Annotated in this window: 14 protein-coding genes and 1 tRNA gene; 8 read left to right on the top strand and 7 right to left on the bottom strand. The window is 65.9% G+C overall.

All coding sequences use genetic code 11. The features are described 5' to 3' along the window. Positions 1-172 precede the first annotated feature (172 nt). Both HGR_RS15210 and HGR_RS15215 read right to left on the bottom strand, forming a co-directional pair. A complete protein-coding gene (locus HGR_RS15210; protein WP_006299252.1) occupies positions 173-664 on the bottom strand; it encodes an aminoacyl-tRNA deacylase in 492 nt (163 codons plus the stop codon). Positions 665-678: 14 nt separating this feature from the next. Next, entirely contained in the window at positions 679-1,755 is a 1,077-nt protein-coding gene (locus HGR_RS15215; protein WP_006299253.1) for an aldo/keto reductase, read from the bottom strand. Between the two features lie 129 nt (positions 1,756-1,884). On the opposite strand from HGR_RS15215, the gene HGR_RS15220 reads away from it, so the two are divergent. The 5 genes from HGR_RS15220 to HGR_RS15240 all read left to right on the top strand — a co-directional run bounded on the left by HGR_RS15220 (position 1,885) and on the right by HGR_RS15240 (position 8,376). Further along, positions 1,885-2,850, top strand: coding sequence for an alpha/beta fold hydrolase (locus HGR_RS15220; protein ID WP_006299255.1), 966 nt, complete (start codon positions 1,885-1,887; stop codon positions 2,848-2,850). A gap of 72 nt (positions 2,851-2,922) precedes the next feature. Beyond that, entirely contained in the window at positions 2,923-3,453 is a 531-nt protein-coding gene (locus HGR_RS15225) for a hypothetical protein (RefSeq protein ID WP_006299256.1), read from the top strand. 129 nt (positions 3,454-3,582) lie between these two features. Next, positions 3,583-4,687, top strand: a protein-coding gene (gene prfB / locus HGR_RS17445) for a peptide chain release factor 2 (RefSeq protein WP_138922566.1) whose coding sequence is annotated in 2 segments (ribosomal slippage) — positions 3,583-3,663 and positions 3,665-4,687 — 1,104 coding nt in all. Because the reading frame shifts where the segments join, the coding sequence is not laid out codon by codon here. Between the two features lie 4 nt (positions 4,688-4,691). Next, on the top strand, positions 4,692-7,346 hold the full coding sequence (pepN, locus tag HGR_RS15235; RefSeq protein WP_006299258.1) for an aminopeptidase N: 2,655 nt from the start codon (positions 4,692-4,694) through the stop codon (positions 7,344-7,346). Between the two features lie 13 nt (positions 7,347-7,359). Beyond that, positions 7,360-8,376, top strand: a complete 1,017-nt coding sequence (locus HGR_RS15240; protein ID WP_006299259.1) for a class 1 fructose-bisphosphatase — start codon at positions 7,360-7,362, stop codon at positions 8,374-8,376. Between the two features lie 182 nt (positions 8,377-8,558). On the opposite strand, the gene HGR_RS15245 is transcribed toward HGR_RS15240, so the two are convergent. The 4 genes from HGR_RS15245 to HGR_RS15260 all read right to left on the bottom strand — a co-directional run bounded on the left by HGR_RS15245 (position 8,559) and on the right by HGR_RS15260 (position 12,733). After that, positions 8,559-9,545: a Bug family tripartite tricarboxylate transporter substrate binding protein gene (locus HGR_RS15245; RefSeq protein ID WP_006299260.1), complete on the bottom strand. Its 987-nt coding sequence runs from the start codon at positions 9,543-9,545 to the stop codon at positions 8,559-8,561. A gap of 45 nt (positions 9,546-9,590) precedes the next feature. Beyond that, positions 9,591-10,328, bottom strand: a complete 738-nt coding sequence (locus HGR_RS15250; protein WP_006299261.1) for a class II aldolase/adducin family protein — start codon at positions 10,326-10,328, stop codon at positions 9,591-9,593. A gap of 14 nt (positions 10,329-10,342) precedes the next feature. Next, positions 10,343-11,329, bottom strand: a complete 987-nt coding sequence (locus HGR_RS15255) for an aliphatic sulfonate ABC transporter substrate-binding protein (RefSeq protein WP_039853828.1) — start codon at positions 11,327-11,329, stop codon at positions 10,343-10,345. A gap of 81 nt (positions 11,330-11,410) precedes the next feature. Then, the gene (locus HGR_RS15260) at positions 11,411-12,733 is read right to left on the bottom strand and encodes a citrate synthase (protein ID WP_006299263.1); all 1,323 of its coding nucleotides are present in this window, start codon (positions 12,731-12,733) and stop codon (positions 11,411-11,413) included. Between the two features lie 152 nt (positions 12,734-12,885). Here HGR_RS15260 and HGR_RS15265 point away from each other — a divergent pair. Then, positions 12,886-12,961: transfer RNA gene (locus HGR_RS15265), tRNA-Thr, on the top strand. Between the two features lie 127 nt (positions 12,962-13,088). Here the strand turns inward: HGR_RS15265 and HGR_RS15270 are convergent. Beyond that, on the bottom strand, positions 13,089-13,685 hold the full coding sequence (locus HGR_RS15270) for a TetR/AcrR family transcriptional regulator (protein ID WP_006299264.1): 597 nt from the start codon (positions 13,683-13,685) through the stop codon (positions 13,089-13,091). 127 nt (positions 13,686-13,812) lie between these two features. On the opposite strand from HGR_RS15270, the gene HGR_RS15275 reads away from it, so the two are divergent. After that, positions 13,813-14,601: an SDR family NAD(P)-dependent oxidoreductase gene (locus HGR_RS15275; protein WP_006299265.1), complete on the top strand. Its 789-nt coding sequence runs from the start codon at positions 13,813-13,815 to the stop codon at positions 14,599-14,601. Between the two features lie 55 nt (positions 14,602-14,656). Continuing rightward, positions 14,657-15,475, top strand: a complete 819-nt coding sequence (locus tag HGR_RS15280; protein ID WP_006299266.1) for an oxidoreductase — start codon at positions 14,657-14,659, stop codon at positions 15,473-15,475. Positions 15,476-15,529 lie beyond the last annotated feature (54 nt).

A 15,529-nucleotide genomic window follows, 5' to 3' on the forward strand; every position in this document is an offset into this window, starting at 1 on the left:
CATCCTGTCTGAACGGAGCGCCGCAGGCGCGCAGTGAGTTATGCCGGACAGGCGTGCGCCGCCCTGACGCTGCGAAGTCGGCAAAGCCGACCGGCCCCGTATGAGCGACTTGGCGCACAGCCCGGCTTGCGCAACGCCACCCCAGCAAGCACACCAAACGCCAACAAACCCGTCAATCCACCAACGCGCAATTCACCGTCTTGGCATTCAGCAATTCCACGCACACCAACGGCGCAATCCCCACCAGATACCCGCGCTGCCCTCCATTGATGGCGATCCTGGGCAAGGCCAGGATGCTTTCCTCGATGTAGACGGGCATCTCGCGCTTCGTCCCGAAAGGCGAGGTGCCGCCCACCAAGTAACCGCTGTGCCGGTTCGCCACCTCGGGCTTGCAGGGTTCGACCGACTTAGCGCCGATTTGCCGCGCGAGGTTCTTGGTGGACACCTTGCGGTCGCCATGCATCAGCACGATCAAGGGCTTGGCGTCCTGGTCCTGCATGACCAGCGTCTTCACCACCTCGTGCTCCGGAAACCCAAGCTGCCGCGACGATTCCGCCGTGCCGCCGTGCTCCACGTAGTCGTACAGATGCTCGGTGAACACCACGCCGCGCGCCTTGAGCAAGGCCGTCGCAGGGGTTTCTGAAACGTGCTCTTTCTTCGCCATGCACGAACGCCCGCTCAGACCGCCGGGTCGCGGATCTCCTTGCGAATCTGGTCGATCGCCTGCAGCAACTCGGGCGACAGCGTCGTGCCCCAGGCGTCCAGGTCCTCGTCCAGCTGCGCCACCGAGGTCACGCCGATGATGGTGCTCGCCACCTGCCACTTGGTGTAGCAAAACGCCAGCGCCATGCGCGTCGGCGTCAGGCCATGCGCGCGGGCCAGCGCGTTGTAACGGCGCGCGGCTTCCAGCGCCTCGGGGCGCCCCCAGCGCTGCTTGCGCGAAGACTCGAACTTGGTCAGACGAGCCTGCTCCGGCGCGCCGGGGCCGATGAAGCCGCTCGCGTCGTACTTGCCCGTCAAGGCGCCAAAGCCCAGCGGGGAATAGGCCAGCAATCCCACGTTCAGACGGTGCAGCGTTTCGTCCAGCCCGTTCTCCACCGTGCGGTTGCTCAGGCAATAGGGGTTCTGCACCGTGGCCACGCGCGGCAGGCCATGTTGCTCGGCCAGGCGCACGAACTCGTGCACGCCGTAAGGCGTTTCGTTGGACAGACCGATGGCACGCACCTTGCCGGCCTTCACCAGCTTGTCCATCGCCTCCAGCTGAGCGAGGATGGGCGTGAGCTTCGCGTCTTCCTTCTTGGATTTCTCCACGTCGAAATACATGGCGCCGAAAGCCGGCACGTGGCGCACCGGCCAGTGGATCTGGTAGAGATCGATGACGTCCGTCTTCATCCGCTTGAGGCTGCCTTCGCAGGCCGCGATGATGTCGGCGGGCGTAACGTCCGTCGCGCCATTGCGCACCCAAGGCATGCCCCGCGAGGGCCCGGCCACCTTGGTCGCCAGCACCATCTTCTTGCGGGCGTCGGGGCGCTTGGCGAGCCAATTGCCGATGATTTTCTCGGTGGCGTTGAAGGTTTCAGCCCGCGCGGGCACCGAGTACATCTCGGCGGTGTCCAGGAAGTTCACGCCACGGTCCAGGGAACGGTCCAGGATGGCGTGCGCGTCCGCCTCACTCACCTGCTCGCCAAAGGTCATCGTGCCCAGACAGATGGGCGTGACGCGCAGGTCGCTGGTGCCAAGCGGGACGAGGTTCATCGCAGGGGTCATGGTGTCTTTCTTTCTCGGGTTCGAAGGAATGCCCGGCGAGTTTACGGCCAGCCACGGCGCGGCGCCGGAGTCACGCCATTGACTGAGCGCGTCGGCAGGCCTTCGTATGATCAGGCCATGTACCAGCCTCGTCGCGTTGCCCACAGCGGCCATGTCCCCGTCCGTACCCTGAACTACCACGTGCTGCGCTGGGGACCCGAAGGAACACACGCGGGCGCGCAGGCCGGCGCCCAACCACCCCTGGTGCTGATGCACGGCTGGATGGACGTGGCCGCGTCCTTCCAGTTCGTGGTGGACGCCTTTAGTGAGTCCTTCGTGCAGGGTCGTCCCATCATCGCGGCGGACTGGCGCGGCTTTGGCCTGACCCAAGGTCCCGTGCAAGACCACTACGGGTTCCCCGACTACCTGGCCGACCTGGACTTCCTGCTGGACCAGATCGCCCCCGGCCAGCCGGTGGACTTGCTGGGCCACAGCATGGGCGGCAACGTAGTCATGCTGTACGCGGGTGCTCGGCCCCAACGCATCCGCCGCCTCATCAACCTCGAAGGCTTTGGCCTGCCCGCCACCCAGCCCGAGCAGGCCCCCGCGCGTCACGCCACGTGGATGGATGAACTGAAGCAATTTCATCGCGGTGAGTTGGCGCTCAAAACCTATGCCGACGCTGACGGCGTGGCTCGTCGGCTCATAAAGACCAACCCGCGCCTGCCCGAGGACAAGGCGCAATGGCTGGCGCGGCAATGGGCTCGGCCCATCACGCAGGGGCCGAACCAGGGCTCGTGGGAAATCCTGGGCGACGCCGCGCACAAGATTGTCAACCCCCAGCTCTACCGGGTGGAGGAAGTGCGGGCCGCCTACGCCGCCATCACTGCCCCGGTGCTGGTCGTCGAGGCCTCCGAGACACAAATGGAACAGTGGTGGCAAGGCCGCTACAGCCTGGCGGAATTCCATGAGCGGCTGCAGTCCGTGCCTCGCTTGCACCGCGAAGTGATCCAAGACGCCGCGCACATGCTGCATCACGATCAACCCGAACAGCTGGCCAGCTTGATCGAAGATTTCCTCACGGCGGAAGCTCCGCTGCCCTGAAGCGCTGCGAAGTGCCCTGAGAATACGGCCCTCACCTGCTCTCGGACGCCCCTGTCCGCCCCGATCCGGTCCATGCACGCTCTCTTGTCTCGTCTCGCCCTTGCCGCCCTGATGCTGGGCGCCCTCCACAGTCACAGTCATGCGCGGGATTTGCCCCCGCAAGACAGCGCGGTGCCCTCTGACGCCACCGATGAGCCCCTGGAATTTCCGTGGAAGCTCACCGCCGTGCCCTATGCCTACCACTGGCATCACAACCCGGAGCATCGGGAAGTCTTCATCCTCTCCCTGGAAAAGCAGCAAGACACCCAGCAGTTGCTCGGTCTGGCCGTGTTCCGCAACTCCTTTGGCCAGCCCTCGGCCTATGCTTACGCGGGCTACCAGCAACAGGACTTTTTGGACACGCCCCGGCTGTCGGCCAAGGTCACCGCGGGCATCATCTACGGCTACACAGGCCAATACGCCGACAAAGTGCCGCTGAACCACAACGGCTTTTCCCCCGGCATCGTCCCAGCCTTGGGCTACCAGGTCAGCACCCGCGACAGCGTGCAGTTGATGGTGCTGGGCACCGCGGGTTTTGCCCTGGGCTTCGACCACAGCTTCTGAAACATCCCTGGCCGGTCCGGGGTGTCCGGCGGGCGTCCTTGGGAACCTAAAATACGGGGTTTTCGGAATCGGAACGCTGCCGTCGGCAGCCCGCTCAGAACACCTCGGAACACGACAGGACTCCCCACCATGGACGCAGAACAGATCAACGCCATCGGCGCTCAACTGGCCGACCTCAGCCAGCGCACGGTCGAACTTCGGGGGTATCTTTGACTACGATGCCAAGGCTGAACGGCTGAGGACGGTCAACGCCTCCTTGGAAGACCCCACGGTCTGGAACGACCCCAAGAAGGCGCAGGAACTCGGCAAGGAGAAAAAGTCGCTGGACGAAGTGGTCGTCACGCTCAACCGGCTGACCAGCGAACTGGCCGACAACTCCGAGCTCTTCGAGATGAGCAAGGAAGACGGTGACGAAGCGGGCCTGCGGACCATCCAGGCCGAGGCTGGCAAGCTCGCGGAAATCGTTGAGAAGCTCGAATTCCGCCGCATGTTCAACAACCCGGCCGACCCCCTGCCCGCCTTCCTGGACATCCAGGCCGGCGCGGGCGGCACCGAGGCCTGCGACTGGGCCAGCATGCTGCTGCGCCAGTACCTCAAGTACGCCGAGCGCAAGGGCTTCAAGGCCACGGTGGAAGACGAAACCCCGGGCGACACGGCTGGCATCAAGAGCGCGACCATCAAGATCGAGGGCGACTACGCCTTCGGCCTGCTGCGCACCGAAACGGGCGTGCACCGCCTGGTGCGCAAGTCGCCCTTCGACAGTTCGGGCGGGCGCCACACCAGCTTCGCGTCGATCTTCGTCTACCCGGAAATCGACGACACCATCGAGATCGAAATCAACCCGGCCGACGTGCGCACCGACACCTTCCGCGCCAGCGGCGCGGGCGGCCAGCACATCAACAAGACCGACTCGGCCGTGCGCCTGACCCACATCCCCACCGGCATCGTGGTGCAGTGCCAGGACGGCCGCAGCCAGCACAGCAACCGCGACGTGGCCTGGAAACGCCTGCGCAGCCGTCTCTACGACTTTGAAATGCGCAAGCGCATGGAAGAGCAGCAGAAGCTCGAGGACACCAAGACCGACGTGGGCTGGGGCCACCAGATCCGCAGCTACGTGCTGGACCAGAGCCGCATCAAGGACCTGCGCACCAACTACGAGACCTCGGCCACCCAGAAGGTTCTGGATGGCGATCTCGACCCATTCATCGAAGCCTCACTGAAGCAGGGAGTCTGAAATCATGCGTGAAGGACAAACCACCGTCATCCGGCGCGAGGACTACGCGGCCCCCGCCTACTGGATCGACAGCGTCGAGCTGACTTTCGACCTGGACCCGGCCAAGACCCGCGTGCTCAACAAGATGCGCCTGCGCCGCAACCCCGAGGTCGCGGCCCAGGCCCTGAAGCTCGATGGCGAGGAACTCAACTTGGCGCGCGTGCTGGTCAACGGCCAGGGCACGAGCTTCAAGACCGAGGGCGACCAGCTGGTGCTGGAGAACCTGCCCACGGTTACAGACGCCTTCGACCTCGAAATCTTCACGACCTGCGCGCCCGAGAAAAACAGCAAGCTCATGGGCCTGTACGTGAGCCAGGGCACGTTCTTCACGCAATGCGAAGCCGAGGGCTTTCGCCGCATCACCTACTTCTTGGACCGCCCGGACGTGATGGCCAGCTACACCGTCACCCTGCGAGCGGACAAGAAGAAGTACCCCGTGCTGCTGTCCAACGGCAACCTGGTCGAGCAAGGCGATCTGGACGGCGGCCGTCACTACGCCAAGTGGGTCGATCCGCACAAGAAGCCCTGCTACCTCTTCGCCCTGGTGGCGGGCCAGCTGGTCGCGCGCGAGCAGCGCATCAAGGCGCGCAACGGCCGCGAGCACCTGTTGCAGGTCTACGTGCGCCCGGGCGACCTGGACAAGACCGAGCACGCGATGAACTCGCTGATGGCTTCCATCGCCTGGGACGAAGCACGCTTCAAGCTGCCGCTGGACCTGGACCGCTTCATGATCGTCGCGACGAGCGACTTCAACATGGGCGCGATGGAGAACAAGGGCCTCAACGTCTTCAACACCAAGTTCGTGCTGGCCAGCCAGGCCACCGCCACCGATGTCGATTACGCCAACATCGAAAGCGTGGTGGGCCACGAATACTTCCACAACTGGACCGGCAACCGCGTGACCTGCCGCGACTGGTTTCAGCTTTCGCTCAAGGAAGGCCTGACCGTCTTCCGCGATCAGGAGTTCAGCATGGACCTGGCCGGCGAGGCCAGCGCCCGCGCGGTCAAGCGCATCGAGGACGTGCGCGTGCTGCGCACCGCCCAGTTCCCCGAGGACGCGGGCCCCATGGCCCACCCGGTGCGGCCCGACAGCTACATCGAGATCAACAATTTTTACACCGTCACGGTGTACGAAAAGGGTTCGGAAGTCGTGCGCATGCAGCAGACGCTGACGTCACGCGAAGGCTTCGCCAAGGGCATGGCCCTGTACTTCCAGCGCCACGACGGCCAGGCCGTGACCTGCGACGACTTCGCCCAAGCCATAGCCGACGCGAACCCCAGCTCTGAGCTGGCGCGCCTGCTGCCTCAATTCAAGCGCTGGTACAGCCAGGCGGGCACGCCCCAGGTCGCGGCACGCGGCCACTACGACGCGGCGGCGCAGCGCTACACGCTGACGCTCACGCAAAGCTGCCCGCCGACGCCCGGCCAGGCCGAGAAGCTGCCCTTCGTCATCCCCGTGGCCCTGGGCCTGCTGTACGCCGACGGCCTTGAAATCCCCGGCAGCGCTCGCACCGTGGTGCTCAGCGACGCGCAGACCGAGGTGGTGTTCGAGGGCGTGGCGTCCGAGCCCGTGCCCTCGCTGCTGCGCGGCTTCAGCGCGCCGGTGGTGCTGCGCTACGACTACAGCGATGCCGAGCTGCTGACGCTGCTCGCCCACGACAGCGATCCCTTCAACCGCTGGGAAGCCGGCCAGCGCTTGGCGCTCAAGCGCGCCCTGGCGACCATCGCCAGCGGCGCCACCGAGCAGCCCTTGGACGCGGCCTACCTGGACGCGATGCGCGCCGTGCTGCGCCACCCGCAGCTGGACGCGGCCTTCAAGGAACTCGTCCTCACCCTGCCCTCGGAGACCTACATCGCCGAGCAGCTGGAGGTCGTCGACCCGCAACGCGTGCATGCCGTGCGCGAGGCCATGCGCGGCCAGCTGGCGCTGGAGCTGCGCGAGGACTGGGCCTGGGCCTACGAGCAGCACCACGACACCGGCGCCTATCGGCCCGATGCCGTCTCCTCGGGCCGGCGCGCGCTGGCGGGCCTGGCGCTGGCCATGCTCTGCCTGGCCGCGCGCGAAACCGGCGACGTGGTCTGGCCCGGCAAGACCTACCAGCGCTTCAAGGACGCGGGCAACATGACGGACCGCTTCAACGCCCTGGCCGCGCTGGTGCAAAGCGGCCACGCCCTGGCTCGTGACGCCCTGCAGCGCTTCCACGCCCTCTTCAAGAACGAGGCGCTGGTGCTGGACAAGTGGTTCGCCCTGCAAGCTGGCGCATCGGACCGCGGTGGCGACGTGCTGCCCGCCGTCAAGCAACTCATGAAGCACCCGGACTTCACGCTCAAGAACCCCAACCGCGCCCGCAGCCTGATCTTCAGCTACTGCAGCGCCAACCCCGGCGCCTTCCACCGCGCCGACGCGGCCGGTTATGTGTACTGGAGCGAGCGCGTGCTGGAGCTCGACGCCCTCAACCCGCAGGTCGCCGCGCGTCTGGCGCGCGCTCTCGACCGCTGGAAGAAGCTGGCCGAGCCCTACCGCCACGCCGCCCGCGAAGCCATCGCCCGCGTGGCCGCCAAGCCGGACCTGAGCAACGACGTGCGTGAAGTCGTGAGCCGCGCACTCGCCGAAGAATGAACGAGACCCGAACATGAGCCAGAAAATTTCCCTCAGCCGCTACCTCGTTGAACAGCAGCGCGTGCACGGCCACATCCCGTCCGAGCTGCGCCTGCTGCTCGAGGTGGTGGCGCGCGCCTGCAAGAGCATCAGCCACGCGGTCAACAAGGGCGCACTCGGCGGCGTGCTGGGCAGCGCCGACAGCGAGAACGTGCAGGGCGAGGTGCAGAAGAAGCTGGACATCATCGCCAACGAGGTGCTGATCGAGGCCAATGAATGGGGCGGTCACCTGGCCGCCATGGCCAGCGAGGAGATGGACAGCATCTACGCCGTGCCCAACCGCTACCCGCAGGGCGAGTACCTGCTGCTGTTCGACCCCCTGGACGGCAGCAGCAACATCGACGTGAATGTGAGCATCGGCACCATCTTCAGCGTGCTCAAGAAGCCGAACGATGACCCGCGCAAGGTTGAGGCGGTCAGCGAAGCCGACTTCCTGCAGGCCGGCAAGCAGCAGGTCGCGGCGGGCTACTGCGTCTACGGCCCTCAGACCACGCTGGTGCTGACCGTGGGTGACGGTGTGGCCATGTTCACGCTGGACCGCGAGCAAGGCTCCTTTGTGCTCACGCAGGAGAACGTGCGCATTCCCGAGGACACGAAGGAATTCGCCATCAATATGTCGAACATGCGCCACTGGGATGCGCCGGTGAAACGCTACATCGACGAATGCCTGCAGGGCAAGGAAGGCCCGCGCGGCAAGGACTTCAACATGCGCTGGATCGCCAGCATGGTGGCCGATGTGCACCGCATCCTCACGCGCGGCGGCGTCTTCATGTACCCCTGGGACAAGCGCGAGCCGGACAAGCCGGGCAAGCTGCGCCTGATGTACGAGGCCAACCCCATGAGCTGGCTGGTTGAGCAGGCCGGCGGCGCGTCCACCAACGGCCGCCAGCGCATCTTGGACATCCAACCCCAGAAGCTGCACGAACGCGTGAGCGTCATCCTCGGCAGCAAGAACGAAGTGGAACGGGTGACGGCTTACCACCAGGCCTGAGCCCAAGCGAGGCGCACAAGCACGGCGCACAAAGGCCGATGCCCGGACAAGCCGGGCATCGGTTTTTTTTATGGAACCCAGGGAGCCACTGCCCGCTCAGGTTCCCCCATCGACGTCGCCTCTCTCTGTCTCTCTCACAGTTTTGGCTGTATTCCTCACGCGGTGCCTGCGGCACCGCTTGCTCATTCAGGCGTGATGTTGTTGCGCTTGATGAACTGGCCCCAGTGCTCACGCTCCTTGCGCAGTTCGACTGCGAAGGCCTCGGGCGTGTCCAGCACGGGGATCAGGGCCTGCTGCTCCAGCCGTTGGCGCACGGCCGGATTGTGGAAAGCCTTGCTGATTTCCGCGCTGAGCTTCTTGATGATGGGCGCGGGTGTCTTGGCCGGCGCCATGATGCTGAAGGACGTCCAGGCACGCACGTTCAGACCCGCTTCCTGCAAGGTCGGCACGTTGGGCAGCAGCGGGGTTTTTTCGTTCACCGCCAGCGCGACGACTTTGCCCGCCTTGATGTACTGGTCGATCGTGGCCAGGTCGGTGTACATGAAATGGAGCTGACCGCCCAAGAGGTCCTGGTAGGCGGGCGCCACACCCTTGTAAGGCACATGCGTGAAGCGCGCGCCCGAGGCTTCTTCCAGCATGCGCACGCCGATGTAGGGCGGGCTGCCCACGCCAGCGGAGCCATAAAAGTACTTGGCGCTTTCTTGCTTGCCGGCCGCGATCAGGTCCTTCACCGTCTTCCAACCCGTGGACGGCGACGCGACCAGCACCATGGGCGCCATCACGCCCCGGCTCACCGGCATCAGGTCACGCTCGGCGTCGAAGGGCATGCTCTTCATGATCACCGGGTTGATGCCCAGCGAGGAATTGGACGCGATGAGCAAGGTGTAGCCATCGGGCGTGGACTTGGCCGCCAGATCGGCGCCAATGTTGCCGCTAGCGCCCGGCTTGTTGTCCACCACGAAGGACTGCTTGAGCTGCTCCGACAGCGCCTGCGTCAGCAGTCGCGCGAAGGCATCGGTGCCGCCGCCTGGTGAGGAGGGCACGATGACACGCACCGGACGCGAGGGCCAGTCCTGCTGCGCCTGCGCCGCGAACGGCAACCCCACCGCCGCGGCCAACAGGACCGCTGCGGCCGCGTGGCGGCGTGCGAGGGAAAACAAAGTCTGCATGGTGATCTCCTGGTGTGGTTGTGATGTGAATCGCCGCCGCCCTCGTCACGAACGCCGGCGTTCGGCCGCTTGTTTCCAGAGGTTCCAGGGGCGCTCGACCTGCCCCTCCGTGCTGTCCATGGACGCCTGGCATTCGCCCGGCGTCAGAAACTCGGGGTCGCCCAGCTGCGTGGCCTGCAGTTGCAGGCGCGCGTTGATCTCCGCGTAGACCGCGCGGTACACGGCCAGCTTGAGCGAGGGCGCCACCACGGTGGAGCCATGGCCGCGCATCAGCACGATGTGCGCGCTGCCCAGGCGCTCGGCCAGCGCGCTGCCCAAACGGTCGTCACGCACCAGCAGGTCGCTCGCGTCGCCCGCGGTCTCGCGGATTTCAAACAAGGGTGTGCCCGCGCCCAGGAAACCGCTCATGTGGCAGACCGGCGCCAGCCGAGTGCGGCGCGACACGGTGAAGGGCACGACCGAGGCCGAGTGACTGTGCACGACGGCGATCACGTCCGGACGGGCGCGGTAGATCGCGCCATGGATGAAGCGCTCCAAGTAGACGCGCCGGTCGCCGGCGTCCAGGGGCGTGCCGTCCAGCGCGAACTGCACGATGTCCTCGGCCTGCACCTGCCCAGGCGCCATGTTGCGCGCCAGCAGGAAGCGCTGGGGATGCACGTCGTGGCGCACACTGACGTGGCCGAAGGCATCCACCACGCCCTGGTCAAACAGGATGTGGTTGGCGGACACGAGGTCCGCGACCAGCGAGGCAGAGGGAGACTGGGCCGTCATGTGCGCGGTCATGGTGTCGTTGTCCTTCAGATCTTGGCCATTTCGTAGGTGGTCGGCGCGAACAGCTCCTCCACCGCCACCCTGCGTTTCGACAGGCCCTGGTCATGATGGTGAGCCAGGAAGGCCTCCAGCGTGTGGCGGTTGGCGGCCACGCCGTTGGGCCAGTAGTCCGGCCCCATCAGTTGTTGCGCCGCCGCGATCTGCTCTTCCAGGAAAGGCAGGGACGTCTTGGGCGCGGAGGGATCGGCCAGCCGTTCCAGCGCCAGGTTCTTGGCCGCGTCGAAGGCCTTGTACAGCGCCACCGGCAACCAGGGGTGCTGCGCCACCAGCGTCTTGCGCACACCCAGCACGTGCATGATCGGAAAGACACGGGTGCGGCGGTAATAGTCATGGGCCGCGGCGGTCGGGTCCGGGTAGAGCCAGACCACTTCCGGATTGCGGCCGAAGCACGAGGGCGCGCGCGGGCCGACGAAAGCATCGATGTCACCGCGGTCCAGCATGGCCGACAAGGTGTCGGTCTCGTCGGCGGCTTCCAGCTTCACCCCCGAGGGCAATTCGATGCGCAGCTTCTCGGGACGCCCCGGTGTTTCGATGCCGCCACGCACCCAGGTCACGTCGCTGGGCAAGATGCCGAAGTCCTCCTTCAACAGCGCGCGCGCCCAGACATTGGCCGAGAGTTGGTACTCGGGCAGGCCCACGCGCTTGCCACGCAAGTCGGACGCCTGGCGGATGCGGTCGCGCCGCACGTAGATCGCGGTGTGACGAAAGGCGCGCGACATGAAGATGGGCACCGCGACATAAGCGCAGTCACCTTGCGAGACCTTGAGCGTGTAGCTGGACAAGGACAGTTCGCTGACGTCGAACTCGGCGCCCCGGAAGGCACGGAAGAAGGCCTCTTCCGGCGACAGGGTCATGAAGAGAGGATCGACGGCGTCGATCAGGACCGCGCCATCCAGCAGCGCACGCGTGCGGTCGTAGTCGCCCATGGCGACGGAAAGGGTCAGCCTGCTCACGAAGTCTCCGAGGTGTTCCATGCCCCGGGCGCGCTGGGCGAACCGGGGACACACGCACGGTAAGCGGCCCGCGCGGCAGGGTCAAGATTGATTGTTCAATCCAGCATTCGGCACCGTCCTCGGCGCGATGGGGGACGCTGAGTCGTGCGCAACAGGCGTAACAAAACGTGCGCGCGGTCGCATCAGCTGACCGCTGCGGCGCTGCTCCTCGATGTGCGCCACCCACCCCGCCACGCGCGCGACGACGAAGATCGCGCTGGCCGCCTCCTGGCCCAGGCCCATGGCGCGGGTCAGCGCCACCATCGGCAACTCGTGCCGCACGCGCAGGCCGGTGGCACGCTCGATCTCTTCGATGGCCTCGCAAACCGCTAGCAGGGGCCGCTGCGGGTAGTGCGAGCGCATGAATGCCAGCAGCACGCGGCCCCGCGGATCGCCCTGCGGGTACAAGGCGTGGCCAAACCCCGGCAAGGGCCGGCCCGAGGCATGCCGTTCCAAGGCGCGCCGCAGCAAGGCGGCTTTGCCGCCGCCGCCCAGGAAGGCGTGGGCATCGTCGTACAGGTGCGCCACGTTCATGCCCGAGCTGCTGCACAGGGCCGCGGCGATGCATGCATGCAAAGTCGCCCCGCTGGAGGCGGCCACCCGCACCGCCAACGTTCCCGGCATCAGCTCATGGTCGGCCAGCAAGGTCAACATCAAGCCGATGGCCGCGCGGTTGCTCGGGCTGGGTTCGCCGCCCAAGGCCCTCAGCAGGGCATCGGCGATGCGCTCGCCCCGCACCATGGGCACGTAATGCGGATCGCGCGAGGCCAGGCCGCAACAGCCGACCAGGACTTGCAAGATCTCGCGCGCGTGGTCGTGCACGCTCTCCTGCGCGTTTCGCGGCGCACGCCGCTGCAAACCCAGCTGCAGCACCACCAAGGCGAACACCTCCAGCAGGGAGTCCCGCCCCGCCGCGTCGCGCAGCGCCTCGACCATGCCCACCAGCATGCGCGGCGTGGCCGCCACCGGCCAGACTGGCGCCTGAGGCTCCCACTGCCCGCGCCAGAGCAGCTCGGCCACGGCCTCGAAAGACGCGGCTTCGTCCACGAGTTCCGTCGCGAGGCGCCCCCGGTAGCGCGGCCCCTGGGGCGTGATCTCCGTGATCGAGGTCGAGATGATCGCCTGCCCATGGTTCATGGCATCGGCCGCCACTGCGCCATGCCCGGCGCGGGCCAGCGCCCGGGCGTGCACCCGCTCCACGTCGGCGCGCAGATAAAGGCGCGCCTTCTGACCCGGGCGGATGACGCTGCGGATCAGGCCACGGCTCACGTAGGCGTAGAGCGTTTGGCGTTGCACGTCGAGCCATTGCACGGCCTCGCGCGCCGTCAGGTACTCGCCAGAAGGTGGGTTCGGGTTCGCTCGCATGGGCGCAAGCTTAGCCAAGACGCCCAACACGACCCTTGCGCCGGGACCACCGGGAGAGCCCGCCGGACTTGGCCCAGCGCCCCTGCCCCGACGCCGCAGCCCAGCCGGGGCGGGTCGAAAGCCATCCCAAATACCCTATAATCCGAGGCTTCGCCGGTGTAGCTCAGTTGGTAGAGCAGCTCATTCGTAATGAGAAGGTCGAGGGTTCGATTCCTTTCTCCGGCACCAAGAAAACAGGAAGCCCGCTATCCAAAAGATAGCGGGCTTTTTTTGCGCCCTGAGCACAGTTCCTAGTATTCCACGGGTGCTTGTCACCCCATGACTGCGCATCCGCAGCATGCATTCCTGCCCTTGATCAGCGTTTTCTGGACCGAGGAATTCCGCCCACGGGCACAAGCGCGGTCAATATCTGACGGCGGCAGACATCGAGAATTTCGTCGGACAGTGGCGAATCGTCCGGGCAGGCACGAGACAACACCAGCGCCCCGAGCATCTGCGAGAAAAGGCTGATCGCCTTCGCGCGGGCTGCGCCTTGATCCGCACCCGCCGCCATCGCACCGCGTTCAACCGCCGCCAGCATGCTGGCGATTCCTGACGCGAACGCCGCCTGGACCGCCGGGGGTTGACGCGCGGCGTCACCGCTCAAGGCCGCCATCGTGCAGCCATCGCCCCGTTCGTCCCGGTGTTCCCTGGACAAATAGCGGGCAATGAACTCGGCGGTGTCCAGATCCTGGTACTCGCTCATCTTGGCGACAAGTCCCTGCGCGGTCGCCTCGGTCATCAAGTCTGCCTTCGATCCGAAATGCTTGTAGAAGCCACCATGCGTGAGCCCCGCGGCGACCATCAGGTCCGCCACGCTCACGCCGTCGAAACCACGCTCACGGAATAGCGTGGAAGCCGTTTCGACGATGCGCGCACGATTCTCTTGCGACTGCGCCTTGGTGATCTTCATCCTGTACCTCGTCCAACAACAGCGCCGCACTATACATTGATGTCGTTTGAAATCAAAACTATTGACTTTTTTGATTATGAGTGAAATCATAAGGCCAGGTTCAACTTCCTTCCACGAAAGTCCCACCATGGCAAACACCCCTACCGTCCTCATCACCGGCGCCTCCACCGGCATTGGCGCCACCTATGCCGAACGTTTCGCGCAACGCGGCCACGACTTGGTCCTGGTCGCGCGGGACATCACCCGCCTGAATGCGCTCGCCGCGAAGCTGCGCGCCGCCCACAAGGTCGAAGTCACCGCGCTGCAAGCCGACCTCACGGCCCCATCCGACCTGTCCACCATCGAAGAGCGCCTGCGCGACGATGCCCGCATCGGCATCCTGATCAACAACGCCGGCATGGCCCAGTCAGGCGGCATCCTGCAACAGAAGCCCGAGAGCATCGAACGCCTGATCGCGCTCAACATCACCGCGCTGACCCGGCTCGCGGCCGCCGTCGCGCCACGGTTCGCCCAAGCGGGTGCAGGCGCGATCGTCAACATCGGCTCGGTGGTCGGCCTCGCACCCGAGTTCGGGATGTCCATCTATGGCGCGACCAAGGCCTATGTGCAGTTCCTGTCCCAAGGGCTGCGCGTGGAGCTCGCGCCCAAGGGCGTGTACGTCCAGGCCGTGCTGCCAGCCGGCACGCGCACCGAGATCTGGGAACGCGCCGGCATCGACATCAACACCATGCGCGATCTGATGGACGTTGGTGAACTGGTTGACGCGGCCCTGGTCGGTTTTGACCGTCGCGAACCGGTGACGATTCCACCGCTGTCCGACGCCGGGCGCTGGGACGCGCTGGAAGCAGCGCGGCAAGGTCTGCTGTCGGACCTGCACCAGGCCCATGCGGCCACGCGTTACCAGCGCGCCGCTTGAGCGTGCGTGCCCATTTCGACGCAGCCCGAACACACCCCATCCACCAGGACATTCCATGAACCACTCCAAAACGACTCGGCGCGTGGCGCTGGTGACCGGCGCCTCCTCGGGCATCGGCGAGGCCACCGCACTGCAGCTCATCGCCGCAGGCTTCACGGTCTACGGAACCAGTCGGCGCGGCGCGGCAGGCGCTCACCGGGCCTTTCCCCTGCTGGCCCTGGACGTCACGAATGATGCGTCCGTGCAGGCCGCGATCGCCGAGCTGGTGCGGCGGGAGGGACGCATCGACCTGCTGGTCAACAATGCCGGCATCGGCATCACGGGTGCCGCCGAAGAAAGCTCCATCGAACAGGTGCGGGCGCTCTTCGAGACCAATTTCCATGGCGTCGTGCGCGTGACCAACGCGGTGCTGCCACTGATGCGCAAACAACGCAGCGGGCGCATCCTCAACGTCGGGTCGGGCCTCGGGTTGATTCCGTCGCCGTTCAGTGCCTATTACTCGGCGACCAAGCACGCCCTGGAGGGCTACTCCGAATCGCTCGATCACGAGGTGCGGGGCTTCGGCATTCGCATTGCGGTGATCGAGCCCGGCGCGACCAGAACCTCGTTCGAGTCGAGCACCGCAGCCGCAGACCAGCCACTGCCCGCCTACGACACCCTCCGCGCCAACTACCTCGCGGCCTATGAGCGCGCCATGGCGGAGGCGGATACGCCGGAAAGCGTGGCCGAGACCATCGTGAAGGCAGCGCTCAACACGAGCCCGTTGCTCCGATACCCCTCCGGCAAGTCCGCACGGCAAGCGGCTTTCGCGCGTCGCTTTCTTCCGCGTTCGCTGTTCGACAAGTCGCTGCACAAGATGTTCGGGATGGCGTAAACCGAAACGACATCCAACAGCCCGTCATAGGATCCAGCACGCACCCGAACCCGT

Origin of the sequence: Hylemonella gracilis ATCC 19624 (assembly GCF_000211835.1) — a bacterium.
Classification (GTDB): domain Bacteria; phylum Pseudomonadota; class Gammaproteobacteria; order Burkholderiales; family Burkholderiaceae_C; genus Hylemonella; species Hylemonella gracilis.

Bases quoted from the DNA above. Each gene is read 5' to 3' on its own strand.
- HGR_RS15210 (WP_006299252.1), bottom strand. From the start codon at position 664: ATGGCGAAGAAAGAGCACGTTTCAGAAACCCCTGCGACGGCCTTGCTC.
- HGR_RS15215 (WP_006299253.1), bottom strand. From the start codon at position 1,755: ATGAACCTCGTCCCGCTTGGCACCAGCGACCTGCGCGTCACGCCCATC.
- HGR_RS15220 (WP_006299255.1), top strand. From the start codon at position 1,885: ATGTACCAGCCTCGTCGCGTTGCCCACAGCGGCCATGTCCCCGTCCGT.
- HGR_RS15225 (WP_006299256.1), top strand. From the start codon at position 2,923: ATGCACGCTCTCTTGTCTCGTCTCGCCCTTGCCGCCCTGATGCTGGGC.
- pepN (WP_006299258.1), top strand. From the start codon at position 4,692: ATGCGTGAAGGACAAACCACCGTCATCCGGCGCGAGGACTACGCGGCC.
- HGR_RS15240 (WP_006299259.1), top strand. From the start codon at position 7,360: ATGAGCCAGAAAATTTCCCTCAGCCGCTACCTCGTTGAACAGCAGCGC.
- HGR_RS15245 (WP_006299260.1), bottom strand. From the start codon at position 9,545: ATGCAGACTTTGTTTTCCCTCGCACGCCGCCACGCGGCCGCAGCGGTC.
- HGR_RS15250 (WP_006299261.1), bottom strand. From the start codon at position 10,328: ATGACCGCGCACATGACGGCCCAGTCTCCCTCTGCCTCGCTGGTCGCG.
- HGR_RS15260 (WP_006299263.1), bottom strand. From the start codon at position 12,733: ATGCGAGCGAACCCGAACCCACCTTCTGGCGAGTACCTGACGGCGCGC.
- HGR_RS15270 (WP_006299264.1), bottom strand. From the start codon at position 13,685: ATGAAGATCACCAAGGCGCAGTCGCAAGAGAATCGTGCGCGCATCGTC.
- HGR_RS15275 (WP_006299265.1), top strand. From the start codon at position 13,813: ATGGCAAACACCCCTACCGTCCTCATCACCGGCGCCTCCACCGGCATT.
- HGR_RS15280 (WP_006299266.1), top strand. From the start codon at position 14,657: ATGAACCACTCCAAAACGACTCGGCGCGTGGCGCTGGTGACCGGCGCC.